Raw genomic sequence first — 24,469 nt, forward strand, 5'->3', positions numbered from 1 at the left:
GTCGCTAGGCATAATACCCAGGAGGATTAGCTCAGCTGGGAGAGCACCTGCCTTACAAGCAGGGGGTCGGCGGTTCGAGCCCGTCATCCTCCACCATTTTGGTCCCGTGGTGTAGCGGTTAACATGCCTGCCTGTCACGCAGGAGATCGCCGGTTCGATCCCGGTCGGGACCGCCATTTTTATGCCGGTGTAGCTCAGTTGGTAGAGCAACTGACTTGTAATCAGTAGGTCGTGGGTTCGACTCCTATCGCCGGCATCATCCCTTGGAGGGGTAGCGAAGAGGCTAAACGCGGCGGACTGTAAATCCGCTCCTTAGGGTTCGGCGGTTCGAATCCGTCCCCCTCCACCATTTTAGGGGCATAGTTCAACGGTAGAATAGAGGTCTCCAAAACCTTTGGTGTGGGTTCGATTCCTACTGCCCCTGCCAGGTTTCGAGGTACTCGTTATCAAAGACTACTATCATTACATATAGTGGCGATTGTGGCGAAGTGGTTAACGCACCGGATTGTGGTTCCGGCATTCGTGGGTTCGATTCCCATCAGTCGCCCCATTTAATAATTGGGGTATAGCCAAGCGGTAAGGCAACGGATTTTGATTCCGTCATGCCTAGGTTCGAATCCTAGTACCCCAGCCATTCATTTTTTAGTTTGAGCCATTAGCTCAGTTGGTAGAGCATCTGACTTTTAATCAGAGGGTCGAAGGTTCGAGTCCTTCATGGCTCATCATTTTTTATAAATGCGCCCGTAGCTCAATTGGATAGAGCGTCTGACTACGGATCAGAAGGTTATGGGTTCGACTCCTGTCGGGCGCGCCAAATAAGCCAATAATATCGGAATGTAGCTCAGCTTGGTAGAGCACTTGGTTTGGGACCAAGGGGTCGTAGGTTCGAATCCTGTCATTCCGACCATCTTTCCTGATTATGGGGCCTTAGCTCAGCTGGGAGAGCGCCTGCCTTGCACGCAGGAGGTCAGCGGTTCGATCCCGCTAGGCTCCACCATTTATATAATTTCCGGAGGTATACCCAAGTCTGGCTGAAGGGATCGGTCTTGAAAACCGACAGGCGGGTAACACCGCGCGGGGGTTCGAATCCCTCTACCTCCTCCATTTTTCCGGGTCAGTAGCTCAGTTGGTAGAGCATTAGATTGAAGCTCTAAGTGTCGGCGGTTCGATTCCGTCCTGACCCACCATCTGCGGGTGTAGTTTAATGGTAAAACCTCAGCCTTCCAAGCTGATGTCGTGAGTTCGATTCTCATCACCCGCTCCACAAAATAATGGGCCTATAGCTCAGCTGGTTAGAGCGCACGCCTGATAAGCGTGAGGTCGATGGTTCGAGTCCATTTAGGCCCACCATTATTCCGAAGTAGCTCAGTTGGTAGTAGCACCTGACTGTTAATCAGGTTGTCGCAGGTTCGAGTCCTGCCTTCGGAGCCACGGCCCGTTGGTCAAGTGGTTAAGACACCGCCCTTTCACGGCGGTAACACGGGTTCGAATCCCGTACGGGTCATCAAGCATGTTGCACATTAGTGTGACATGCTTTTTTTTATGCCAACTATACTGACAAACAAAGGTCACCAAGCGTTAAAGAAATGCCATAGTATTAACGTCTATACCTAAATACTGCAAAGGGAATGTAAATGTCTCCTAAATCGCGTGTTACCTACTTAGGAATAAAAAACGTTATAAATCCATGCTCAATAGTTTTCCCTCTTAAATTCCCGTAATGACTACCAAAAATAAGCAGCATTATCCATAAATAATTATAGTTTTAGAAAGATTAAAGAGAAATGATATAAAATATTGAACAAAGTATTTCATATATAAAATATGTATGTTTTCTGGCAGATTTTTTCGTGGTGATAATAGTTCCATTCCTCTAATATGAGGGTAGATGGAGGAATTCGATATGAATTTACAAGAAGTACAGCGGTTTTTAGAACTTTATCAAATAGAGCAAAATGAGTCTATAACATGGCTTGAAAATAAATTACAGCAAATTACAACGGCAGGAGAATATATACCGACAACGGAAGAATTAATCTTTGGTGCTCGAGTTGCTTGGCGCAATAGTAATAAGTGCGTTGGCCGACTGTTTTGGCAATCATTGCATGTTGTAGATGCCCGCGATATTTCAAATGAGGAGGATATCTTCAACGCATTGCTTAAACATATTCAATATGCAACAAATGGTGGAAAGATTCGTCCAACAATAACGGTTTTTGCACCGGGGCGCGTTCGTATATGGAATCATCAACTAATCCGTTACGCTGGCTATGAAACGGAATCTGGAATCATTGGTGATCTGCATTCTGTTGAGTTTACAAAAGTATGTGAGTCACTTGGCTGGCAGGGAAAGAGAACGGCATTTGATGTGCTTCCACTTGTTATACAGGTGGATGGAAGGGAGCCACAAGTGTTTACGATCCCTGACGAGTATGTACTAGAGGTACCAATTCGTCATCCAGAATCCTCTCAAGTAGCGAAGCTAGGATTAAAGTGGTATGCAGTGCCGATTATTTCGAGCATGCGCTTCCAAATGGCAGGTATTGATTTTGAGGCGGCCCCATTCAATGGTTGGTATATGGGTACCGAAATAGGGGCACGTAATTTAGCAGATCATGAGCGTTATAATATGCTGCCTGCTATAGCAGAAATTTTTAACCTTGATACAACGAAACAGGCTTCTTTATGGCGTGATCGTGCATTAGTTGAGCTGAATATAGCCGTTCTACATTCCTTTAAAGAAGACGGTGTCAGCATAGTAGATCACCATACAGCTGCACAGCAATTTAAATTGTTTGAGGAAACAGAAGCAGTAGCGAATCGTGAAGTTACAGGCAATTGGACGTGGTTGATTCCACCTCTTTCACCAGCTACGACCCATATTTTTCATAAGCCTTATGTTAATGTTTACAATACACCGAACTATTTTTATCAGAAACCACCTTATTAGGAGAAAGGCAGTTCACTTTAATTTCCTTCGCTGTCCAAACATCGGCTGTAATAGAGGAACTAAGGATTTTGTGCAAATACAAAGCACCTCATGATTATGCCTAGGCATAGATCATGAGGTGCCATTTTTAATTTACATATTCATTTTTAGAAGCCTTAAATGAACATATGAAGAGTATCAATACAACGACAACAAATAACCAACCAGCGGTATTCCAGCCACCGAATAAATCATGTAAATAACCAAATAAGATCGGACCGGTTGCGGCTAATAAATATCCTAATGATTGTGCAAATCCTGATAAATCGGCTGCCTCAAAAGCTGTACGGGTACGTAATGTAAAGAACATCATCGCTAATGCAAATGAAGCACCTCCGGCTAATCCTAGTAGTACCATCCACAGTACAGCGAGGCTTGTCCATTCCATGACTACTCCGATAAAGCCAATTAAGTAAAATAGCGTAAACATTAAAACGAGAGGACGTTGAGATGTCATTTTACTAGCGATAATAGGCACAGCTAATGCCATTGGAACTTGTGAAAATTGCATAATGGAAAACATCCAGCCTGCACGATCTGCAGCTAATCCTTGTGATATATAAATTTCAGGAATCCAAGCGGCAGTTGTGTAGAATAATAATGACTGAAATCCCATAGCTCCCGCTACTGCCCAAGTAACAGGTGATTTCCATAATGGTGTACGTTCTTTCGTAGTCTTAACAGTCGGTTCAGGCTTATTAAATTGCAATTGTGGAATCCAAATTACAATGGTTAACACCACAAGAACAAGTGAGATTGCCAGTGCGCCTTGCCAACCAAGTGATGAATTGGCAACAGGATAGCTAATGCCAGCACCAAGTCCAGCCGTTAAATTCATCGACATTGTGAAAAATGCCATAAGTAAACCTACGTGATAGGGAAATTTCAATTTAAGTAATCCTGGAATAAGTACATTACCGAATGAAATGGCTATACCAATTAGCATCGTACCAAATACGAGTAAACTAGTTGTGCCAACGGAGCGTAGTACAATTCCTCCCCCTAAAAGAACAGTTGATAACAATAATGTTAATTCTAGTCCAACTTTACGTGCGACAACTGGTGCGAATGGTGAAATGATTGCAAATGCTAGCAATGGGATCGTTGTTAGAAAGCCTGCTAGTATATTGGATATGCCGAGGTCTTCGCGAATAAAGGAAATAATTGGTCCAACAACTGTTAGCGGCATCCGTAATGTCGAGGCAATACAAATTACGCCGATAACGAGTAATAAGGTCGTGCCTTTCCAATTAATTTTCCTGCTAGGATAAGTATCGGTATGTTCATGAGTAGTCAAATAAATCTCCCCTTGGTAGAACAATTCTAATTGAATCACTATAACACTTTATCACATAAATAAAAATAGTGGAAAATTCATAAAATATAGAATATTACTCGGGTTATTGAAATGCCATAGGTCGTATGTTAAACTAATACCCATCATAAATTTAATATTTAATGCCTCATGTTTGTAATGAGGTAGAGGTCGCGGTATTTAAGAGTATGTTAATGGAAATGACAAGCATTAGAGAAATTAGCTGAAAGGAAATACTGCCGAAGTGTGAGGGGACTTGAAAACCTCATGCTGGGGCTGTCTCCGAAAGGAACAGAACTGTCACGTTTGAACAACGTGTTGAGCTATCATTTTGAAGGAACAGAGGATTTACTTAGCCATCACAGCAACGTTCATGTGATGGCATTTTTTTGCCTCTTAAAAAGGAAGGAAGCTATATCGTGAGTGAAATAAAAGTCAATCAGCTCGGTCATAAAGCACCGAAGCTGAAAAAAGAATTAAAAAGCCGTCATATTACAATGATTTCATTAGGCGGTACAATCGGTACAGGGTTGTTTTTAGCTAGTGGTGGTGCCATTGCGCAAGCAGGTCCTGGCGGTGCACTACTCGCTTATGCATTAATCGGAATCATGGTGTATTTTTTAATGACGAGCTTAGGGGAAATGGCAGCTTATATGCCATCATCAGGCTCTTTTAGTACGTACGCTACAAAATTTGTAGATCCAGCTTTAGGCTTTGCACTTGGTTGGAACTATTGGTACAACTGGGCAATTACAATTGCAGCGGAAATTTCTGCTGTCTCATTAATTATGAAATATTGGTTCCCAGATAGCTCATCAGCACTTTGGACTGTTTTATTTATTGCTGTAGTTTTAACGTTCAATCTATTATCGGTAAAAAGCTATGGTGAGAGTGAATATTGGTTTGCAATGATAAAGGTTGTTACAGTAATTATTTTTATTATCATCAGTTTTTTAATGATTTTTGGTATTTTAGGAGGACAAGCTCCTGTAGGCTTTACGAATTTCTTCATTAGTGATGGACCATTCCACGGAGGTCTCCTTGCTACATTTGGTATTTTCTTAGCTGCGGGATTCTCGTTCCAAGGGACAGAGTTACTTGGAATAACAGCAGGTGAAACGGATGACCCTGGTAAAAATATTCCGAAAGCCGTTAAGTCTGTTTTCTGGCGAATTCTTTTATTCTATATTTTAGCGATTGCTGCAATCGGGATGCTAATTCCTTTTACAGACGCACGTTTATTATCAGAAGATATCGCTGTTTCACCATTTACACTAGTGTTCGATCGTTTAGGAATTGCCTTTGCTGCATCATTGATGAATGCAATCATTTTAACGGCAATGCTGTCAGCAGGGAATTCAGGGCTTTACGCATCGTCACGTATGCTTTGGCAATTAGCGGTAGATGGCCATGCACCGAAAATTTTTACTAAACTAAGCCGTCGAGGTATCCCGATTTACGCATTACTGGCGACTTTAGCTATAGGCTGTCTAGCATTTTTAGCTTCATTCTTTGGTGATGGTGTAGTCTATATATGGCTTCTAAATGCCTCAGGGATGTCTGGCTTCATTGCCTGGTTAGGTATTGCATTTAGCCATTATCGTTTCCGTCGAGCATTCGAGGTACAAGGCTTAGATCCGAAATTATTGCCGTATAAAGCAAGGCTATTCCCATTCGGCCCGCTATTTGCCTTTACGGTTTGTATGATTGTTGTTATTGGACAAAACTACAATGCCTTTATGGGTGAAACAATAGATTGGTACGGAGTCCTTGTCTCATATATCGGTATTCCACTGTTCCTACTGTTATGGCTTGGCTATAAAATTAAGCATAAAACAAAAATGCTTCCATTAGAGCATTGTGATTTAAAAGTCGAACAATAAAAAATAAAACTGTCCTGTGAGTCATAGAAAATGACTTGCAGGGCAGTTTTTTTAGGTAAATAATAAATTAGTAATTCTAGACGTACAATCAACATACACCAAGTGAACAACTGGCGAGAATAAAAAGAGAACTTTAGTCTATCCAATCGTCGCCCACTTTTGAAGCATAACCTTAATATGGTAAACTGATAGATAAATAACACATCAGCGAATTTTGGGTAAGGCATTTGTTATAAATTGGAGTGGAGGCTGGACCACTCCTTTGGGATTAGCGTCACAGATGAGACCTTGGAGCGTAGCGAATGTTATCAGTGCAAAAGTGAAGCGGCATTAACGAAAGCGCCTGCCAGAATGGAAATCAGTCCCTTGTTATGGTGATGATACAAAGAAACGGCAAGTCATATATAGACTACTTTAAGTTAGGAAGAGGTGCAGGATAGTGCAAAAGCATATTTTACTAGTAGAAGATGACGATGCTATTCGTGAAATGGTGGAAAATTATTTAACGATGGAGGGATTCCTTGTCACCTCTGCAGAAAATGGAGAAGAAGCAGTACAAAATTGTTTAAATAATTCTTTTGATTTAGTGATCTTGGATATTATGATTCCGAAACTTAATGGATTAGAAGTTTTAAAGATTATCCGAGAGCAAGCATCACTGCCAATTATCATTATGTCAGCCAAGGATAGTGATGTTGATAAAGCGTTAGGATTAGGATTAGGGGCAGATGATTACATCGCGAAGCCATTTTCGATGCTGGAATTTTCGGCACGTGTTAAAGCCGCAATTCGTAGAGCTACAAAATACTCTAGTCAAGTAGAAGAGAAGAAAGATATTGTCGAGATCGCCAACTTATCGGTTGACCTTGTTAATTTTTCAGTTGAGAAGGATGGACAGCAAATTAAGCTCACATCAAAGGAATTTGGCATCTTAAAATTATTCATGACAAATCGTAACCGAGTTTTTACAAAGCAGCAAATTTACCAATTGATTTGGAATGATGCTTATTATGGGGATGAAAATATTATTAATGTACATATAAGAAGATTACGCGAAAAAATTGAAGACGATCCATCCAATCCTCTATATATTAAAACACTTTGGGGAATCGGCTATAAATTCGAAGGATAAACAGATGATGATATTACTATTACTGATGATTGTGTTACTTGTAGGTATAATTATTTTTCAGGTGAGAGCAAAAAAACAACAGAACGCTATGATTCAATACATGCATCAAAAACTGCAAGCAATCATTAACGAGCAATCGAGCGAGAAGATTTTAGTGTCGACAGCTAATCATGAATTACAGCAGCTATTAATTGCAGTGAATGCGTTGCTAGACCACAACCAAAAAGTACTGGCGACACATCGAAAAATGGAAAGCTCTATGAAAAAGATGTTGTCTAATATTTCCCATGATCTTAAAACGCCCTTAACAGTTGTACTAGGTTATACGGAAATGCTTAAGCTTAAGCAATCACTTAATGAAGAGGAGCGGCAACGGTTGCTCACAGGCGTTCATTCGAAAACATTGGAAGTATTGAAAATAATTCATACATTTTTTGACCTGGCAAAATTGGAGGCAGGAGATACAGATTATCCAATGACGAAAATTAATGTAAGTGAAATTTGCCGCAAAAATATTTTATCATTTTACGATATGATCACATCTATGGGACTAGAAATCGATATAGCAATACCAGAGATATCCGCATATGCACATGGCAATGAAGAAGCGCTAGATAGGGTTTTGAATAATTTACTATCAAATGCGGTTGCCTATGGGGCAGCAGGAAACATCATTGGGCTCACAGTAAGAAATGATGATACGAATATTTTTATTGATGTCTGGGACCGTGGGCAGGGGATCGACGAGTATCATATTGATAATGTTTTTGAAAGAATGTATACACTTGAGGATTCCAGAAATAAATCCTTCCAAGGGAGTGGCCTTGGCTTAACCATTACAAAACGTCTTGTAGAATTAATGGAGGGTTCCATCCAACTTTCTAGTATCCCATATGAGAAGACCATTTTTACAGTTTCTTTAAAACGAATGACATATTGAGCAGTCATGCTTGTAGGGCAATTTTATAGCTTTACAAGCTTTTCTTCTGCGCTTAAGAAATTTGTAAGAATCAAGTAATAAATTAGAGAGTTTCATTTTTTATAATAAGGATAGCTAAATTTAAGGGAGAGATCTACATGACATATATTGTGAAAACAAATCAGCTTACGAAAGTGTTTGAAGGTAAAGAAGTCGTTTCTGCTGTAACTATGCATGTGAAAAAGGGGGAGATATACGGTTTTTTAGGTCCTAACGGTGCCGGAAAAACGACAGTTATGAAAATGCTCACAAACCTTACGAAGCCAACGAGTGGAGATATTGAAATCTTTGGTGAAAAATTAATGGACCGCTCATTCGACGTGCTGAAAAGGATGGGAACAATTATTGAATACCCGATTTTTTATGAAGATTTAACAGCAAAGGAAACCTTAGAATTACATTGCGAATATATGGGCTACTATGACAAGAAAGAGATTGCGCATGTTCTAGGTTTAGTAAAATTAACAAATACGGAGAATAAGCGTGTAAAAGACTTTTCTCTTGGGATGAAGCAACGGTTGGGTATTGCGCGTGCAATTATTACTAAGCCGGAATTACTTATTTTAGATGAGCCGATTAATGGACTAGATCCAGTTGGCATTAAAGAGCTTCGAGAACTATTCAAGATGCTTTGTAAAGAGTATGGAATTACGATTATTATCTCTAGTCATATTTTGGGTGAAATTGAACAATTGGCAGATACAGTTGGGGTTATTAAAGATGGAAGATTGATTAAGGAAGTTTCAATGGACGCCGTCAATCGTAGTCAAACAGATTATATTGAAGTGATCGTCAATAATGGGCAAAAGGCTGCCTTTATTATAGAAAGTACATTAAATATTACTAATTTTAAACTAATGGATGACAATTGCATTCGAATTTATGATTCGACAGCTTCACAAAAGGTGCTATCTAAAACATTGATTGAGCATGATATTGAAATTGAGGGCATTAGCAAAAAAACAAGCTCATTAGAGGATTATTTCTTGAAGTTAATTAATGGGGGTGTAGTTAGTGCTTAATTTAATGCGTCTAGAAATGAAAAAATATCATATCGGTTCATATATAAAAAAAGCTGTTTTTGCAAATTTTATATTACTAGGTGTTACATTTATGCTTATATTTATTACTAAAGTAGAAGGGGATCAAGATCTCCGAAATTATCAGGCGGCATTTGGCTTTATAGATTCTGGTGTAAGAGCAGTGTTTATTATTTTCGCCAGTGTGTTAATCGCCAAATTCATTATTGGAGAATTCAAATATAAAACTATCACTGTAGCATTTATGTATCCATTAAGTAGAAAAAAATTAATTGCTTCAAAGCTAGCCATTGTTGTTCTTTTCACTTTCTGTGCAATTATTTTATCGACGATTTTTATAACAGCGGTTTTTTGTATTGTTAGTGAGAGTTTCCAACTGCTTTCAGATCCATTGTCGTTCTCTTTCATAATACAACGAATTCCCGTTGTGATCATGAATGCAGTTGCAGCATCATGCATCGCATTAATACCATTGTATTTTGGCATGAAAAAATACTCCGTTCCGGCAACGATCGTATCATCTATATTAATTGTATCGGTTGTTTCATCAAATACGGGTAACTTCAGTTTGTATGATATTATTTTCATCCCAATCACTTTAGCTATTATCGGTATAAGTGTGGCCTATTTATCATTCCGAAACATTGAGAAAATAGATATTTAACTTCTTTCAGCAAATGTTTTCTGTAGCGAAAGTAAAGCGTTAGCAACAATGTATTTTAACTGTGCGAAAGGTGTAGAGAAACGAAGCGTCAGAAAGCGTGAAACCACTCCACGTCCTAAAAAGGCCCCTTACATGTAAAAATGCCAGACACAAAACCAAATGAAGGTTTTTGTGTCTGGCATTTTATTAACCAAATACCGTTTGCCATAATAAATAAAGATTTAAAACGACTACAATCACCACGACAATCCATCCTAATATAGTTGTAATACGATGGTTGACGAGGCTTCCCATGATGGCACGTTTACTTGTAAACATCACAAGTGGTACAAGGGCGAACGCAATTCCGAAGGATAAAATAACCTGACTTAGGACAAGCGCATATGTTGCATTAACGCCGGATGCAATGATCACGAGAGGAGGTAGCATTGTAATAGCACGGCGTAAATAGAGTGGGATTTTCTTTCTAATAAAGCCTTGCATCACAACGTCACCTGCGAGTGTACCAACTGAAGAGCTAGCAAGACCGGCAATAAGAAGCCCAAGGCCAAAGGACACGGCCGCCATCGGACCAAGCGCTGCTTTTAATCCGTTATAAGCGATATCTAAGTCTTCAACTACCACGCCTTGAGTATGGAATACTGCTGCAGCAATAATAAGCATACTCATATTGATAGCGCCTGCGACAATCATCGCGATGATAATATCAATAAATTCAAAACGGAATATACGTTTTTTTTCAGCATCATTCCGGCCGATGATACGACTTTGAGTTAGTGAAGAATGTAAGTAAATAGCGTGTGGCATAACAGTTGCTCCTAAAATACCTGTTGCCAGTAAAATCGAATCTACACCATCAAAGCGTGGTGTGAACATGCCTATTGTTACATCAACCCAATTTGGCTGAGCCAAAAATGTTTGGAATGCAAACGCTAATACGACAATAAGCACCATGCCAGAAATACCTGCTTCAAACGCTCTAAAGCCTCTGCGCTGTAATTCTAAAATAGCAAATGAGCCGACTGCAGTAATAAGTGCTGCAGGCAACATTGGAATGTTAAATAACAAGTACAGCCCTAGTGCAGCACCAATAAATTCTGCTAGGTCTGTTGCGATAATGACCAATTCAGCCTGTATCCATAAAAATATAGAAGTTTTTCTAGAAAAATTTTCACGTGCTATTTCGGGTAAATTTTTGCCTGTCGCAATACCAAGCTTTGCCGACAAGGATTGAATTAACACCGCCATTAAATTGGAAAAGGCGATTACCCACAGAAGTAAATATCCATATTGTGAACCTGCTGTTATATTTGTTGCGAAGTTGCCTGGATCAATATAGGCAACTGCTGCGATGAAGGCGGGGCCAAGAAATGGTAAGATTCGTCGCCAACCTTTTATATCTCCATCTAAAACCGCCTCAGCGGGCGATTTATTCATTCGTTTGTAAACCATGTTGTTCCCTCATTTCAAAGAGTATCGCAAGTGAAATAAAGTTTCCTAGAGGAAAATGATATTTTATTATTATTTTATAGCTAGAAGAAGAAAATGTGAAGGAGTTTGCTCAATGTTTTTCTAAATTCGAAATGTTTTTGATTTAGTGAAGGACTTTGATTTTGTTTATGTATCCTAATGTATTGAAGCATCATAACAAAATATTCGCTTCATTTTAAAATGATCCAAGGATTAATGTACTTAGCCATTTTAAAAGAGGGAATATACTTATAAGGTGGCTTTTAACTTCTTCCACCAATTGGAATGAAAGAGAAACAGCAGTACCAAATGTCTCCCTCCTCTATAGGTGATAAGATGAATGGCGGGTTTAGGTAACTTTTCAGCGGGTGTCCAAACGTCTATACATTACGCTACGTTTTCGGGATAAATAATGTCTGTAGCTGCTGTTTTGCTTTCGCTATAGAAAACATTTGCTAAAAGAAGTTAAAGCGTTATTCTCCAATGCCGAGGTTGAGGAATGATAGAGGGAGGCTAGGCGACTCGGTGGGAATTCATAGAGGTGACCCTGAAATGCAAGCGAAGCGCTAAGCACCCAGTTGGAAAGGAAGTCAACCACACGTATGGTATGCGTAACTAAAATATTCGAAATATCAAGTGAAAAAAATTTTTTGTAACCGTTTTCTTCATCTTTACTTTTTTTTAATACAGGCGTAATATGACATCATTATAAAAGTTTCAAATTTCTAAATCGCTGAAGCAATTAGACGCGGGGGACCCAATTTTTTGGATTAGATAGGTAATCCTTGGGGTGAATCTCTTCATTTATTGAGGGGTAGGGCTACTCAGGCCCGAATCCGACAGCTAACCTCGTAAGCGTTAAGAGCAGAAAAGTGGAGCTTGGCAGACGAATGAGCGTCTACAAGTCTTATTTAGTGATGACTTGTAGATTTTTTTATCTTCATTTTATAAAACAAAGCCCCGGTGATTGGCACAAAACCGATTATGCTAAAGTGTAATCGATTTAGAAATGCGAAACACATTCTATGAAACTAGAAGGTGTTGAATATGAAATCCTCATTAAAACGTTATATTATCGGTAAACCATTAAGATCTGATGCGTTAGGGGAACAAAAGCTTAGTAAAACAAAAGCTCTTGCCATACTATCATCTGATGCATTGTCATCAGTAGCGTATGGACCTGAGCAAATTTTAATTGTACTCATGACGGTCAGTACGGTTGCCTTTTGGTATTCTCTACCGATTGCTGCTGGGGTAGTTGTGTTACTGACAGCACTGATTTTCTCGTATCGCCAAGTTATATATGCGTATCCACACGGTGGCGGAGCATATGTAGTTTCTCGGGAAAATTTAGGTGTCAATGCTGGTCTAGTCGCAGGTGGATCATTGCTTGTCGATTATATTTTAACAGTTGCGGTAAGTGTATCGGCTGGAACAGATGCCATTACTTCGGCATTTCCAAGTTTGCATCCCTATAACGTGATGATCGCAGTGTTTTTTGTTATATGTTTAACGATTCTAAACTTACGTGGTGTTACAGAATCGGCATCCGTTTTAGCGTATCCGGTTTATTTGTTTGTGATCGTGATGCTAATGTTAATCGGGGTAGGGGTTTATAACGTAGCAACAGGGCAAGTTCCTGCAGCGTTACATCCAAAGGTCGGTACACCAGTTGCAGGTATTAGTTTATTTATATTATTAAAAGCATTTGCATCAGGAAGCTCAGCTTTGACTGGTGTTGAAGCTATTTCAAATGCTATTCCAAATTTTAAAGATCCAGCGCCGAAAAATGCGTCTAAAACATTACTGGCTATGGGCGGTATTTTAGCAGTGCTATTTATCGGTATTGTGAGTCTAGCATATTTTTATGGAGTTGCTCCAAATGCGAAAGCAACGGTTGTCTCACAAATTGCGGAGGCAAGTGTAGGTCGTAATATTTTTTACTATATAGTACAAGGAACAACAGCGATGATATTAGTACTCGCTGCAAATACAGGGTATTCAGCATTTCCTTTACTGGCTGTCAATTTATCGAAGGATGGATTTATCCCAAGAATATTCCAAATTCGCGGGGATCGACTTGGTTATTCAAATGGCATTATGATGCTTGGTTTAGCTGCTATTGTCTTAATCTTTTTATTTGATGGAACAACAGAGCATTTAATTCCACTTTATGCAGTAGGGGTGTTTATTCCGTTTACTTTAGCACAGGCTGGAATGATGCGAAAATGGTGGCGTGAAAAGCCAAAAGGTTGGTTTGCTAAATTTACGATCAATACGGTTGGAGCGATCATTTCCTTTGTTGTAGCCATGATGTTTTTTGTGACAAAATTACCTCAAGTATGGCCTGTGTTTATCTTTTTACCAATTATTATTTGGACGTTCCATCGTATTAAACAGCATTACAAAACAGTTGGTGAACAGCTAAGATTAGATAATGTGGAATTACCGAATGTAGAGGGGAATGTTTTCATTGTCCCTGTTGCTGGTATTACGAAAGTAGTAGAAAACACTTTGCATTACGCGCAGACATTAAACGTTGATAAAATTATTGCCTTTTATGTGGCCTTCGATCAAGCGGACGCAAAAGCGTTTGAGGAGAAATGGAAAGCTTGGCAGCCAGATATACGGCTTGTAACATACTATTCACCATATCGAAGTATTACACAACCGTTGATGAAGTTTATTGATAAAGTTGAACATCAATGTACGAAAACAGGCTATCAAGTAACTGTTATTATTCCACAGTTTTTACCGAAAAAAGGATGGCATCATATGTTACACAATCAATCGAGTCTATTAATTCGCGCTTCGCTGTTATTTCACAGAAATATCGTCATTATGACAGTGCCCTTCCATTTATCAAAATAATGACTAGCAAGCTCGAAAATAGTCTGATATAATCATTACATTGATTGTAAAACACGAACGTTTACGATTGAAACTTACTAGAATGATAGTAAATTCCGAAAATATAGACTTTATTTAGTATGAGAATAAGCACACACCGAATAAAATACCATTTTTGGAAATAACGCCTAGGCGTGATAAATATTAGGAATTTCTTTAATGGTTCATCACCAAAAGTTGAGAATGACTTTTGTTAAAATGTATACTATGTAAATTAGTTGATTGAAGCGGTTCATCGGACGCCCCCAGGAAGCTTTGCTATGTGCGAAAGCGAAGCGTCAGCAACAAATGTTTTTCTGTGCGAAAGCGAAGCGTCAGCAACAAATGTTTTTCTGTGCGAAAGCGAAGCGTCAGCAACAAATGTTTTCTGTAGTCGAAAGCGAAGCGTCAGCTACAAAGCGCCCAGTCGGAACGGAAATCAACCACACGTTTTGGTGATGATACAGTTTAATACTATTTCACTCATATAATAGCGAGAATATGGCTCGCAAGTTTCTACCGATTTACCGTAAATAAATCGACTATGGGTAGCAATGCTTTAGAAGGCTTCATATAAGATGTTTTCTATTCGTTTCGACGTTTTTACGCTGAATGCTTTGCTCCACTCGTAGATGATTGGAATCAAAGTATTCAGCGTTTTTTATTACTTGCATTGCTTCTGGCGATTGCCTGTAACGGAATGCGTTGCTCATGAAGAGCTATTACTATAAGAAAGAAGGCTATCAAGGAAATGAAGTTATTACACGACAAAATTACACAAGAGGGTAAAGTTTTATCTTCATCTGTATTAAAAGTAGATTCATTTTTAAATCATCAAATTGACCCAATACTTATGAAGGAAATTGGTCATGAGTTTGCAAATCGATTCTCTGATCAAGTCATCACAAAGATATTAACAATCGAATCTTCAGGTATCGCACCATCTGTAATGCTAGGTCTTGAAATCGGTGCCCCTGTAGTGTTTGCACGTAAACGTAAATCACTAACATTATCAGATAATCTATATTCTTCAAAAGTACATTCTTTCACTAAAAATGAAACAAATGATATTTCAGTATCACGTAATTTCTTAAATGAAGATGATAACATTCTAATTGTTGATGATTTCCTAGCTAATGGAGAAGCTGTCAAAGGTTTGCTTGATATCGCAGCACAAGCTGGTGCAAATGTTGTAGGTGTAGGCATTGTTATTGAAAAAGGCTTCCAAGACGGTGGAAAATTATTACGCCAGCAAGGAGTACGTGTAGAATCATTAGCAATTGTAGACTCTCTTGAGGATGGCAAAGTAACATTTGCTACGGAGGCTAATGCGTAATGAATACCGTTAAATCGACGACGCTAGCTATTCAACATTTACTTGCGATGTATGCAGGAGCCATTTTAGTACCACTGATTATCGGTGGGGCAATCGGCTTTGATTCAACACAAATGACGTATTTAGTAGCGATTGACATAATGATGTGTGGGGTCGCAACACTTTTACAAGTGTATTCAGGTAAAATGATCGGTATTGGTTTGCCAGTAGTACTAGGCTGTACATTTACAGCAGTTAGTCCAATTATTGCAATCGGTACAAATCCTGAACAAGGTATTACTGATATTTATGGATCTATTATTGCATCAGGTATAATCGTTATGATAATTGCAGGCTTTTTCGGTAAGTTAGTAAAATTCTTCCCACCAGTTGTTACAGGCTCGGTTGTGTCGATTATCGGTATCTCTTTACTACCAGTAGCTTTAAACAATATGGCAGGTGGACAAGATGCAGCAGATTTTGCATCTGGTTCTAATGTAACTTTAGCGTTTATTACATTAGTCATTATTTTAGTCGTTTATCGTTTTTCTACGGGCTTCATTCGTGCAATTTCCATTTTAGTTGGATTAGTTGCGGGGACAATCCTAGGCGTGTTTATGGATATGGTTGATTTTAGCCCAGTTTCAGATGCTGACGTAGTACACATGGTTCAGCCATTTTATTTCGGAATGCCAACATTTAATGCATCTGCGATTATTACAATGACGCTTGTAGCAATGGTTTCCTTAGTAGAATCAACAGGGGTTTATTTTGCGCTAAGTGATATTTGTAAGAAAAAATTAGATTCAAAAGATTTAGCACGTGGGTATCGTTCGGAAGGTTTTGCATCTGTGATTGGCGGTATTTTCAACGCTTTCCCATATACAACATTTTCACAAAACGTGGGACTTACGCGTATGTCAGGCGTCAAAGATCGCAAAGTCATTTACATCACAGGTGGTTTACTAGTAGCACTTGGTTTCTTACCAAAAATCGCAGCATTAACAACGATTATTCCAACACCAGTACTTGGTGCGGCAATGCTTGCAATGTTCGGTATGGTCATTACGCAAGGTATGGGCATGCTAGTACCTGTTATGAATGAATCAGCGGAAAATGCGATGATTGCTGCCATTGCAGTCAGCCTTGGTGTCGGTGTATCAGTTGTACCAGGAATTTTTGATGCACTACCAGAAAGTGTATCTCTTTTAACATCTAACGGTATCGTCTGTGGTTCGGTTACAGCGATTATCCTTAATATTTTATTCAACATGATTGGGCCAAAGCATAAGGAAGACCCGATGCATGGAGAAGCTTAAAGGAAATAATTAAATAACATTCATCTAAATACCCCACATATTTTGATGAAAAGAACGTTGTCACCTACTTTTATCTATTGATTTAGATATGAGGAGGTGGCATTTTTTTATGCGGAAGAAAGGCTATTTAATGATGATACTGTATCTTACTTTACAGCTCTTTATTTCACTAAGGGGGAGGAAAGCAGCAGAAGAAGAAGGTTACTTTAAACAGATATACCAGAGTTGAATTATAAATTCCTTCACTATATTGAATGAATATCTGTAAGATATTGTTCAGTAAAATTATTTATCTTTTTGGGGTTTTACAAAGAATGAAATGAAAATAACAAAAACGCCTATAGAAATGTATATTAGTGCAACAGATTTATTTGGAATAGATGAATTGTATTCGAAGGTACCTGATACTCTGCTCCATCCGCGTGAAAATAAAAAGGTGCCTAAGAAAAATATTATCCATCCCATTGTAGACATTGTTTTCATTGCATAACAACTCCTGATATATAAGTTAATAACTTATATAAGGATAACATAATTAGATAATATTTGAAAATATGGATTGATTCAATTACTGCACAATAAGAGTAAATTAACTAAATAATAATCCACTACTTTTGCGGAGAACTATTTGAGGAAGATTGAAAAAACTTTATAATCACTTTACAGAAACAAGAATAATTTATCTCCCTCTGATTTTTCATTTAATAATTCATAAAATTTCTCAAGTATATTAAACATACTATCACCTCTATTTTAGTAGCATAACAATTATTAGGGTCATTTAGTTTTGAAGAAGATATCCATAAAGTATTTTCTTTTAGCTGTTTAAGTCGGCTTTCTTTGTTTCTCTATCACTAAATTGATTGATTTTATGTAGCTTTTTGGGAATCCTTTTATGTTTAAATCATAACATCTAACGGTATCGTCTGTGGTTCGGTCACAGCGATTATTCTTAACATTTTATTCAATATGATTGGGCCAAAGCATAAGGAGACCCGATGCAAAGAGAAGCTTAAAGGAAATCTATAAAAAATGTCGTCTACTTCTATAGTAGATGACATTTTTTATGCGAAAGAGGGGGAAGTACTTATTTTAATCTATCACCAATGAAGTTAAAAAGAATATCTATTTTTATTTGGCTTGCTTTGGTCAGGTTTATTCTTTTTCATCTTTATTACCGGAGAATATTAAATTTACGGCAGTCTCTTTATTTCATAAGACTACCCTATAAAAGGGTAAAATTAGGTATTGTAATGCAGTTTAAAATGGAATATCATGAACCTTATGGAAAGGTTGGGTATAAATGAATCTAAAGACTGCTAAAGAAGTTATTGAAGAACTACAAGTAACTATGAATTCACATATGTGTCATGAAGAAAGAATGAAATTGGAAGTTTGGTTAAAAGAGTATTACATAGACGAACTAATAAAAAATAAAGTACCAATGAATTCGGATTGCTAGTCATTTAAAAAGGGTAACCATTAAAGTGGACACTTCATTTCGGAGGTGTCCTTTAAATACCCACCACTCAAAGTTCCCCGCCCAAATAGTATTGGGCAAAAGCGCATGGGGACACTTAAAAGATTTCTATAATAAACAAAATGTCATCTACTTTTATAGTAGGTGACATTTTTTTATGAAAAGTAGATGTTTAAATATTAATTGTTAGGGAATCTAGAAAATAGATAGAATGCAAGTCGGTGTCCCAACATATATATTTAAAACATATAAAACTACTTTTTGAAAGGTCTCTTACAAAATGCAAAGTATATTTCTGATTTTAATACTTCAATTAATTTATGTGCCTTTTTTAACGTTACGTACAATACTTTTAGTAAAGAATGTTACTTTCCTTGCCGCCATATTCGGTATGCTGGAGATGTTAGTGTATGTATTTGGCCTTTCACTCGTCTTTAGTGGGAAGCAAAGTATGTTAGCTATGGTCTTTTATGCAATTGGCTTTGGGTTGGGTATATTTTTAGGGGCCAAAATTGAACGTAAATTAGCGATTGGCTATGTTTATACGACTATTAATACGCAAAATAAGAATGAGGAACTTGTGAAATTTCTTCGGAATGAAGGGTTTGCGGTCACGATTTACATTGGTGAGGGGAGAGATAGTAACCGCTATAAATATGAAATATTAACAAAGAGAAACCGTGAGGCGGAATTGTTCCAAATTGTTGAGCATTATGAACCGAATGCTTTTATTATTTCGTACGAGCCTAAATCATTTAAAGGTGGATTTTTACTGGATCGAATGAAGGTAAAACATAAATAGTTTTTCCTTAACATTGCCCTTTTGTCTATGTGCAGAAGGGCATTTTTTTGTGAATACAATCCGTTGTAACGTTGTACCATCACAAGCAATTATGCCGGGCATAATTGCCGTTTTCGCGCAGATAAACAAAGCGTCCAGAATTAGCTTTGTGCTTAGGACTGCACGATAACTGCTTACATTCTTTACTGGTCTCTTTCCGATTCTGTGACATCCGTTGCAAGAAGTTAAATGTGAGAAATTTAAGAGACCAAGCTCGATAAAAAATATGATTATTATTATACCGACAGACGTGAACAATAACATGTTCAAAATGATTTTTTCATACTATAAAAACATGCAAGTCTCGGAAGGGGTGTTGTATGTATTTTTTTACGAAAGGCTTGGTCATTCTTATAGGAAGTGCAGCAGTAGCATTAGGGATAAACTTATTCTTAACGCCCTATCAAATTTTAGATGGGGGTGTTGTAGGTATAGCGCTTATTTTACACTATATATATAAGCTTAAAATAGGTTTAATGATCATCATTATTAGTATCCCCATTTTCGTTATTTCTTGGTATAAATACAGAGCGTATTTTTACAATAGTATCCATGGATTATTCGCATATTCTCTTAGTATCGATTTACTAAAGCCTGTTCGGAATCTTATTCATGTAGATGCCATCTATAGCGCCATATTTGGAGGGGTACTTATGGGCTTTGGTGTTGGTTTGATGCTTAGATTTCAGACAAGCACTGGTGGTACAGATTTGATTGCCCAATTTTTAAGTGATAAAACTGGAATTAATGTCGGGATACTTATTTTTATGATAGATTCAATCGTTATCGTCATAGGGGGACTGCTTTTATCTTCTAATACATTATTGCTTTCTATTATGACAATTTTGGTAGCAGGGATTACTACAAGTATCATAACTAGCCGTGTTTAATAAAAAATAGCTTCAGTAGGACTGAAACTATTTTGAAAATCGTTATCGGGAGCTCTTCATCATTCGCTTTTTAGGATGAGCAGGTTTTACTTCCGCAATTAATATGGCGAGTAAAATCAGTACTGCCCCTACAACCATACGACTTGTTAATACTTCATGTAAGAATATAACGGATAATACCATGCCGAAGAAGGATTCTGTTGACAGGATAATCGCAGCCTTTGTAGCAGATGTATATTGATTCGCAATATTTTGAAAAAGATAGGCGAGGGTAGTTGAAAAAATGGCTAAATAAACGATTGAATAGATTGCCTCTTTTTCAAGAGTAGTTGGGATATCGCCTTGACTGACTACGACCAAAACACCTAAAAAAGATGCTGTGATAAATTGAATAATCGTCAGAGCAATGGCATCTTCCTTTTGGACAAAGAGGTTCGTACAAAAAATATCAAAGGCAAAGGCGACAGCACAAGCTAAGGAAAGTGCATCTCCGATATTCATTGTTAGTGAGCCCTGCAAAGAAAGAAAACCAATACCAACAATAGCGATAAGTGAGCCGATAATCTCGTAGCCATCTATACGACGCTTGTAAACCGCAAACGCAATAATTGGGACAATAATGACATTTACAGCAGTTAAAAATGCATTTTTAGATGGTGTAGTATATTGTAACCCTACTGTCTGAAGGGCAAAGGCAATATACAAAATGCTTCCTAGCAAAATACCTTTCCAGATAACTGATTTTGAAGCTTTTTTTAATTTATATCCAAATAAGACAGTCAGGATAATTGAAGCTAATAAAAATCTACCAGCCATTACTTGATAGGCTGTTAAATATTCTAATGCAATAGCCGTTATGACAAAACCGCTACCCCAAACGATTGCAGTGACTAATAGCATACCATCAGCTATGTATTGTTTCATCATTCCTCCTCCTAACTTCAATAGAATAACATGAGATGGGAGAAAATAGTTTGATTTTAATTCTAAAGATTCAGGCGTTTTTTTGTACTTATTCCAAAGCTGTCATTCAACAATCGTTTTGCTATGTAATAAGTACAATTTAACGGCTGCAGCTAGACGCTCATAAAAAACATAATCATTTTCTAAAGGTGCTACTAGCTGACGTATTTTTGACATACGATAACGGATTGTGTTTGGATGGCAAAAATGAGCAACGGCTACTTCTTTAATATTTCCTTGTTTTACGATATAGGTAATTGCTGTTTTCATTAAGTCCAGGTCAACTTTTTCCTCGAATAGGGGACCAAGAAAGCTATTGACATAGTCCATAGCAAATTTAGTGTCCTTACGATGCAATTCAATTAATAACGAATCTGAAGCGAGGTTCTCATAATGACATATAGGAGCCATTTCAATTTCAGCCATGATGCGTGCATAAAAGGCTTCATGAACAGCAATAGGGAATTCTGTTTGTGTGATATGACAACGACTATAGCCGAAGGTCATGGAATCCGTTGAGATCGCAAACAACGTTAACCATTCATTGAGCGTTTTTGTAAATTGGAATTGCTGTGATGGATGGGTCATAACAATGAAGAGACTCTTTTTATAGGTACAAATTATACCAGATTTCAATAGAGGCTCTAATTGGAAAAGGGATTGCATCCATTGACTATTTGCATGATCTTGCGTTTGAATATTAGCAACAAATACATATTTTTCAAAGGGCTTATTGATTTGCTGTAAAATAGACTTTATTTGTTCATCAGTTACTTCTTCCTCCATAATACGTCGCATAATCGTATCTAAAAAGAATGAATAGTCCTGCGTTTTTGCATAGGCCATCGTTTCTAAAATAATCTTTTCAAAAAATTCATCTCCGCCAAATCGCAATATCGGGAAATTGTGTTCATCTGCATAGACGATCACTTCCTTAGGCAAATCCTCATAGATAACAGGTTTATAAGCAAGAGCACTTGCCCCCAGCTCAATAAGGTTTTTCACGGCATTCCATAAATATTCTGGTTTTTGTTTTGCGAATAATAAACTGCTTAAAATAACACTATTCGGTGTGAAAATCGTTTCTCTCACAGTTTGAATATCAGGTGAAAATTCAAAGTCAAGAATTTCCACATTTTGAACGGGTTTATGTAAACCATTGCGACCAGCAATAACTGTAAAATCTTTTGTAATAGGTAATCGTAAAAAGTTCTCTACGTTCATTAGGATATCAAACAACCTTTCTTGTGATTGAGCTTCTATTATTTATCATAAAATAGCTGATAAGACAATGCGAATTACTGATAAATCAACCAATTAAAAAGAATCTGCTGAAGTTCTACAGACAAAGTCCGTAAAGCAAGCAGATCCGCCCACATTATTAAAATTAGATATTAGCGAAAATATTAGGTTTTCTATTTTTCATTGGGTTCGTTTGTTCAATAGCGTAACCAACGTTAAGAATACGACCTTCTTTAAAGGCAGGACCAATGATTTGGAGGCCTACTGGTAAATTACCTTTAAAGCCACAAGGAACAGAAAGGGCAGGTAACCCTGTTAAGTTACTTGGGCCTGTAAAACGAATAATATTATCAATTAAATCAACTTTTTCACCGTTTATATACGCAAAGTCATCACCAATAGTACTTGCCACTACAGGCAATGTAGGTGTAATAAGTACATCAACCTGATTAAAAATCTGTGTAAATTCTTGCTTTATTTGTCGTCGTACCTGTTGAGCCTGTAGGTAATCAACCGCAGATGGTAATTCACCTAGTTCAAATAACAGACGAATATCATCTCCGAAATCCTGTGGTCTTTTCTGTAAATCGGAATGATGGATTGCAGCTGCCTCCGAAAGGGAAGTAACGAGCTCTGCCCACTCTGCATATTGCAAGGCAGGAATTCGAACGGTCTCAACCTTTGCTCCTTGATCCACTAAGCTTTGAATACTTGCCCGAACAGCCTTCTCCACATCGGAATCTACTCTGTTAAAGAAATATTCTTCGTTGATGCCGATGACTAAATCCTTCACATTACCCGAGATTTGCTGTACATAATTCTCTGTTGGAATGTCTGTACAAGTAGGGTCTCTATGGTCAAATCCAGAAATAATCTCAAGTAAGCCGGCGGAGTCTTTTACTGTCTTTGTCATTGGACCAATATGGTCTAAGCTCCAAGCAAGAGGGTAGCAGCCATATTTACTTACGCGCCCATGAGTAGGTTTTAAGCCGACAATTCCACAGGCTGATGAAGGGATTCGAATAGAGCCTGCAGTATCTGTACCTAATGATGCAACGCTTGCCCCTGCTGCAACTGCTGCGCCGGAGCCGCCACTAGAACCGCCAGGGATTTTATCCAAATCCCATGGATTGCGAACGGGTCCGTAATGAGGATTATTATTCGTGATGCCCCATGCGTACTCATGCATGCTTAATTTACCTGTGAAAATAACACCGGCATGACGAAGTTTTTCTACAACTGTTGCATCATAATTTGAAACGAAGTCCTTATGAATCTTTGATGACATCGTCGTTATCTTATCTTTAAAGTACAAATTATCTTTTAATGCCATAGGAATCCCGTGATACATTCCTCGATACTGCCCATTCAAAATTTCCTTTTCTACCACTTGTGCTTGTGCTAGGGCTTCTTCACGATAAAAAGCCATATATGAATTAATTTTAGGCTGACTTTCTTCAGCAAAATCTAAAATTGCTTTCGTCAACTCGACAGGGGAAATTTTTTTAGTTTCAAGTAAAGGTGCTAACTCTTCAACGGATTTTAAGTGTAAATCAGTAGTCAATGTGGTCACCTCCAGGGATGCTACGGATAGCGATATCAGCATCATCAATGGCGATGCCTTCTAAATTACCACGAAGGGATTGCATACCTTCCCAACGCACTTTTAGAAGTTCAAGGTGTTCAGATTTTGGTGTAATTCCTTTGTTCTCCAATAATTGTTGAATCGACAAACTCATTAACAGGATCCTCCCTTGAAAATAGTTTTTATCTAAATAGGTTTCCCTATAAAGAACAAATCTTTTTATTATAAAGAATTATTGCCATACATGGGGTCGATTTCCGCTCCGATTGGGATCTTCCCTAAGGGAGTCCGATGAGGCTTGTGCTCCTTGGGTTGCATTTGTAACGCTATGATCCCCAAGGAGTTGCTCAGCCTTCACCCCAATATTTTACTAATGGGGTCGAATTAGTATAGTACTATAAAATAACAAATTCCTATAAAAGTTAATAAAATACTATTAATTATAAGCATACACTATTTACAATTTATATCAA

At 37.9% G+C, this 24,469-nt stretch carries 20 protein-coding genes, 17 tRNA genes and 3 riboswitches; of the genes, 31 read left to right on the top strand and 6 right to left on the bottom strand.

The window, feature by feature from the left end:
• Positions 1 to 20: 20 nt before the first annotated feature.
• The 18 genes from PVA17_RS20315 to PVA17_RS20400 all read left to right on the top strand — a co-directional run bounded on the left by PVA17_RS20315 (position 21) and on the right by PVA17_RS20400 (position 2,950).
• A tRNA-Val gene (locus PVA17_RS20315) sits at positions 21 to 96 on the top strand.
• 4 nt (positions 97 to 100) lie between these two features.
• A tRNA-Asp gene (locus tag PVA17_RS20320) sits at positions 101 to 176 on the top strand.
• A 7-nt stretch (positions 177 to 183) separates the two neighbouring features.
• Positions 184 to 256 (top strand) — tRNA-Thr (locus tag PVA17_RS20325).
• A gap of 9 nt (positions 257 to 265) precedes the next feature.
• Positions 266 to 349, top strand: a tRNA-Tyr gene (locus tag PVA17_RS20330).
• A 4-nt stretch (positions 350 to 353) separates the two neighbouring features.
• A tRNA-Trp gene (locus tag PVA17_RS20335) sits at positions 354 to 427 on the top strand.
• Between the two features lie 47 nt (positions 428 to 474).
• Positions 475 to 550: transfer RNA gene (locus PVA17_RS20340), tRNA-His, on the top strand.
• A gap of 9 nt (positions 551 to 559) precedes the next feature.
• A tRNA-Gln gene (locus PVA17_RS20345) sits at positions 560 to 634 on the top strand.
• 15 nt (positions 635 to 649) lie between these two features.
• Positions 650 to 722, top strand: a tRNA-Lys gene (locus PVA17_RS20350).
• 15 nt (positions 723 to 737) lie between these two features.
• Positions 738 to 814: transfer RNA gene (locus PVA17_RS20355), tRNA-Arg, on the top strand.
• A 16-nt stretch (positions 815 to 830) separates the two neighbouring features.
• Positions 831 to 907: transfer RNA gene (locus PVA17_RS20360), tRNA-Pro, on the top strand.
• Positions 908 to 921: 14 nt separating this feature from the next.
• Positions 922 to 997 (top strand) — tRNA-Ala (locus PVA17_RS20365).
• Positions 998 to 1,011: 14 nt separating this feature from the next.
• A tRNA-Ser gene (locus PVA17_RS20370) sits at positions 1,012 to 1,104 on the top strand.
• Positions 1,105 to 1,111: 7 nt separating this feature from the next.
• Positions 1,112 to 1,187, top strand: a tRNA-Phe gene (locus tag PVA17_RS20375).
• A gap of 3 nt (positions 1,188 to 1,190) precedes the next feature.
• Positions 1,191 to 1,264, top strand: a tRNA-Gly gene (locus tag PVA17_RS20380).
• 9 nt (positions 1,265 to 1,273) lie between these two features.
• Positions 1,274 to 1,350 (top strand) — tRNA-Ile (locus PVA17_RS20385).
• A 4-nt stretch (positions 1,351 to 1,354) separates the two neighbouring features.
• Positions 1,355 to 1,431, top strand: a tRNA-Asn gene (locus PVA17_RS20390).
• 1 nt (position 1,432) lies between these two features.
• A tRNA-Glu gene (locus tag PVA17_RS20395) sits at positions 1,433 to 1,504 on the top strand.
• Positions 1,505 to 1,903: 399 nt separating this feature from the next.
• Positions 1,904 to 2,950 carry a nitric oxide synthase oxygenase gene (locus PVA17_RS20400; RefSeq protein WP_274068766.1) on the top strand — a complete coding sequence of 349 codons (1,047 nt, stop codon included), beginning with the start codon at positions 1,904 to 1,906 and terminating at the stop codon, positions 2,948 to 2,950.
• Positions 2,951 to 3,077: 127 nt separating this feature from the next.
• Here PVA17_RS20400 and PVA17_RS20405 read toward each other — a convergent pair whose 3' ends face one another.
• Entirely contained in the window at positions 3,078 to 4,286 is a 1,209-nt protein-coding gene (locus PVA17_RS20405) for a CynX/NimT family MFS transporter (protein WP_132364762.1), read from the bottom strand.
• 175 nt (positions 4,287 to 4,461) lie between these two features.
• Positions 4,462 to 4,638, top strand: a riboswitch (Lysine riboswitch).
• Between the two features lie 85 nt (positions 4,639 to 4,723).
• On the opposite strand from PVA17_RS20405, the gene PVA17_RS20410 reads away from it, so the two are divergent.
• From PVA17_RS20410 to PVA17_RS20430, 5 genes are all read left to right on the top strand, one after another.
• Complete coding sequence (locus PVA17_RS20410; protein WP_132364760.1) at positions 4,724 to 6,187, top strand: amino acid permease; 1,464 nt, start codon at positions 4,724 to 4,726, stop codon at positions 6,185 to 6,187.
• A gap of 439 nt (positions 6,188 to 6,626) precedes the next feature.
• Positions 6,627 to 7,319, top strand: coding sequence for a response regulator transcription factor (locus PVA17_RS20415; protein WP_274068767.1), 693 nt, complete (start codon positions 6,627 to 6,629; stop codon positions 7,317 to 7,319).
• 4 nt (positions 7,320 to 7,323) lie between these two features.
• Positions 7,324 to 8,259, top strand: a complete 936-nt coding sequence (locus PVA17_RS20420) for a sensor histidine kinase (protein WP_132364756.1) — start codon at positions 7,324 to 7,326, stop codon at positions 8,257 to 8,259.
• A 137-nt stretch (positions 8,260 to 8,396) separates the two neighbouring features.
• A complete protein-coding gene (locus tag PVA17_RS20425; RefSeq protein ID WP_274068768.1) occupies positions 8,397 to 9,320 on the top strand; it encodes an ABC transporter ATP-binding protein in 924 nt (307 codons plus the stop codon).
• Complete coding sequence (locus PVA17_RS20430) at positions 9,313 to 10,002, top strand: ABC transporter permease (RefSeq protein WP_274068769.1); 690 nt, start codon at positions 9,313 to 9,315, stop codon at positions 10,000 to 10,002. Before PVA17_RS20425 ends, PVA17_RS20430 begins: the two co-directional genes overlap by 8 nt.
• Before the next feature lie 186 nt (positions 10,003 to 10,188).
• On the opposite strand, the gene PVA17_RS20435 is transcribed toward PVA17_RS20430, so the two are convergent.
• The gene (locus PVA17_RS20435) at positions 10,189 to 11,454 is read right to left on the bottom strand and encodes an Nramp family divalent metal transporter (protein ID WP_132364750.1); all 1,266 of its coding nucleotides are present in this window, start codon (positions 11,452 to 11,454) and stop codon (positions 10,189 to 10,191) included.
• 739 nt (positions 11,455 to 12,193) lie between these two features.
• Positions 12,194 to 12,344, top strand: a riboswitch (cyclic di-AMP (ydaO/yuaA leader).
• A 175-nt stretch (positions 12,345 to 12,519) separates the two neighbouring features.
• Between PVA17_RS20435 and PVA17_RS20440 the strand changes: the two genes are divergently transcribed.
• From PVA17_RS20440 to PVA17_RS20475, 8 genes are all read left to right on the top strand, one after another.
• Entirely contained in the window at positions 12,520 to 14,343 is a 1,824-nt protein-coding gene (locus PVA17_RS20440; RefSeq protein WP_274068770.1) for an APC family permease, read from the top strand.
• Between the two features lie 294 nt (positions 14,344 to 14,637).
• The gene (locus PVA17_RS20445) at positions 14,638 to 14,820 is read left to right on the top strand and encodes a hypothetical protein (protein WP_274068771.1); all 183 of its coding nucleotides are present in this window, start codon (positions 14,638 to 14,640) and stop codon (positions 14,818 to 14,820) included.
• A 4-nt stretch (positions 14,821 to 14,824) separates the two neighbouring features.
• A riboswitch (purine riboswitch) is annotated at positions 14,825 to 14,926 on the top strand.
• Between the two features lie 186 nt (positions 14,927 to 15,112).
• Positions 15,113 to 15,697: a xanthine phosphoribosyltransferase gene (locus PVA17_RS20450; RefSeq protein WP_132364746.1), complete on the top strand. Its 585-nt coding sequence runs from the start codon at positions 15,113 to 15,115 to the stop codon at positions 15,695 to 15,697.
• Positions 15,697 to 16,995 carry a nucleobase:cation symporter-2 family protein gene (locus PVA17_RS20455; RefSeq protein WP_274068772.1) on the top strand — a complete coding sequence of 433 codons (1,299 nt, stop codon included), beginning with the start codon at positions 15,697 to 15,699 and terminating at the stop codon, positions 16,993 to 16,995. Before PVA17_RS20450 ends, PVA17_RS20455 begins: the two co-directional genes overlap by 1 nt.
• A gap of 319 nt (positions 16,996 to 17,314) precedes the next feature.
• The gene (locus PVA17_RS20460; protein ID WP_274068773.1) at positions 17,315 to 17,485 is read left to right on the top strand and encodes a hypothetical protein; all 171 of its coding nucleotides are present in this window, start codon (positions 17,315 to 17,317) and stop codon (positions 17,483 to 17,485) included.
• 813 nt (positions 17,486 to 18,298) lie between these two features.
• On the top strand, positions 18,299 to 18,457 hold the full coding sequence (locus PVA17_RS20465; RefSeq protein ID WP_274068774.1) for a hypothetical protein: 159 nt from the start codon (positions 18,299 to 18,301) through the stop codon (positions 18,455 to 18,457).
• A 298-nt stretch (positions 18,458 to 18,755) separates the two neighbouring features.
• Entirely contained in the window at positions 18,756 to 19,277 is a 522-nt protein-coding gene (locus PVA17_RS20470; RefSeq protein WP_274068775.1) for a DUF2179 domain-containing protein, read from the top strand.
• Between the two features lie 359 nt (positions 19,278 to 19,636).
• On the top strand, positions 19,637 to 20,206 hold the full coding sequence (locus PVA17_RS20475) for a YitT family protein (protein ID WP_132364738.1): 570 nt from the start codon (positions 19,637 to 19,639) through the stop codon (positions 20,204 to 20,206).
• Between the two features lie 42 nt (positions 20,207 to 20,248).
• On the opposite strand, the gene PVA17_RS20480 is transcribed toward PVA17_RS20475, so the two are convergent.
• The 4 genes from PVA17_RS20480 to PVA17_RS20495 form a co-directional block, all read right to left on the bottom strand.
• On the bottom strand, positions 20,249 to 21,130 hold the full coding sequence (locus tag PVA17_RS20480; RefSeq protein ID WP_274068776.1) for a DMT family transporter: 882 nt from the start codon (positions 21,128 to 21,130) through the stop codon (positions 20,249 to 20,251).
• A gap of 102 nt (positions 21,131 to 21,232) precedes the next feature.
• A complete protein-coding gene (locus tag PVA17_RS20485; RefSeq protein ID WP_274068777.1) occupies positions 21,233 to 22,393 on the bottom strand; it encodes a PucR family transcriptional regulator in 1,161 nt (386 codons plus the stop codon).
• A gap of 163 nt (positions 22,394 to 22,556) precedes the next feature.
• Complete coding sequence (locus PVA17_RS20490) at positions 22,557 to 23,975, bottom strand: amidase (RefSeq protein ID WP_274068778.1); 1,419 nt, start codon at positions 23,973 to 23,975, stop codon at positions 22,557 to 22,559.
• On the bottom strand, positions 23,965 to 24,150 hold the full coding sequence (locus PVA17_RS20495) for a hypothetical protein (RefSeq protein WP_132364732.1): 186 nt from the start codon (positions 24,148 to 24,150) through the stop codon (positions 23,965 to 23,967). Before PVA17_RS20495 ends, PVA17_RS20490 begins: the two co-directional genes overlap by 11 nt.
• Between the last annotated feature and the right edge of the window lie 319 nt (positions 24,151 to 24,469).

The sequence above is a fragment of the Lysinibacillus sp. CNPSo 3705 genome (assembly GCF_028674935.1).
In the GTDB taxonomy this organism is placed as follows: domain Bacteria; phylum Bacillota; class Bacilli; order Bacillales_A; family Planococcaceae; genus Lysinibacillus.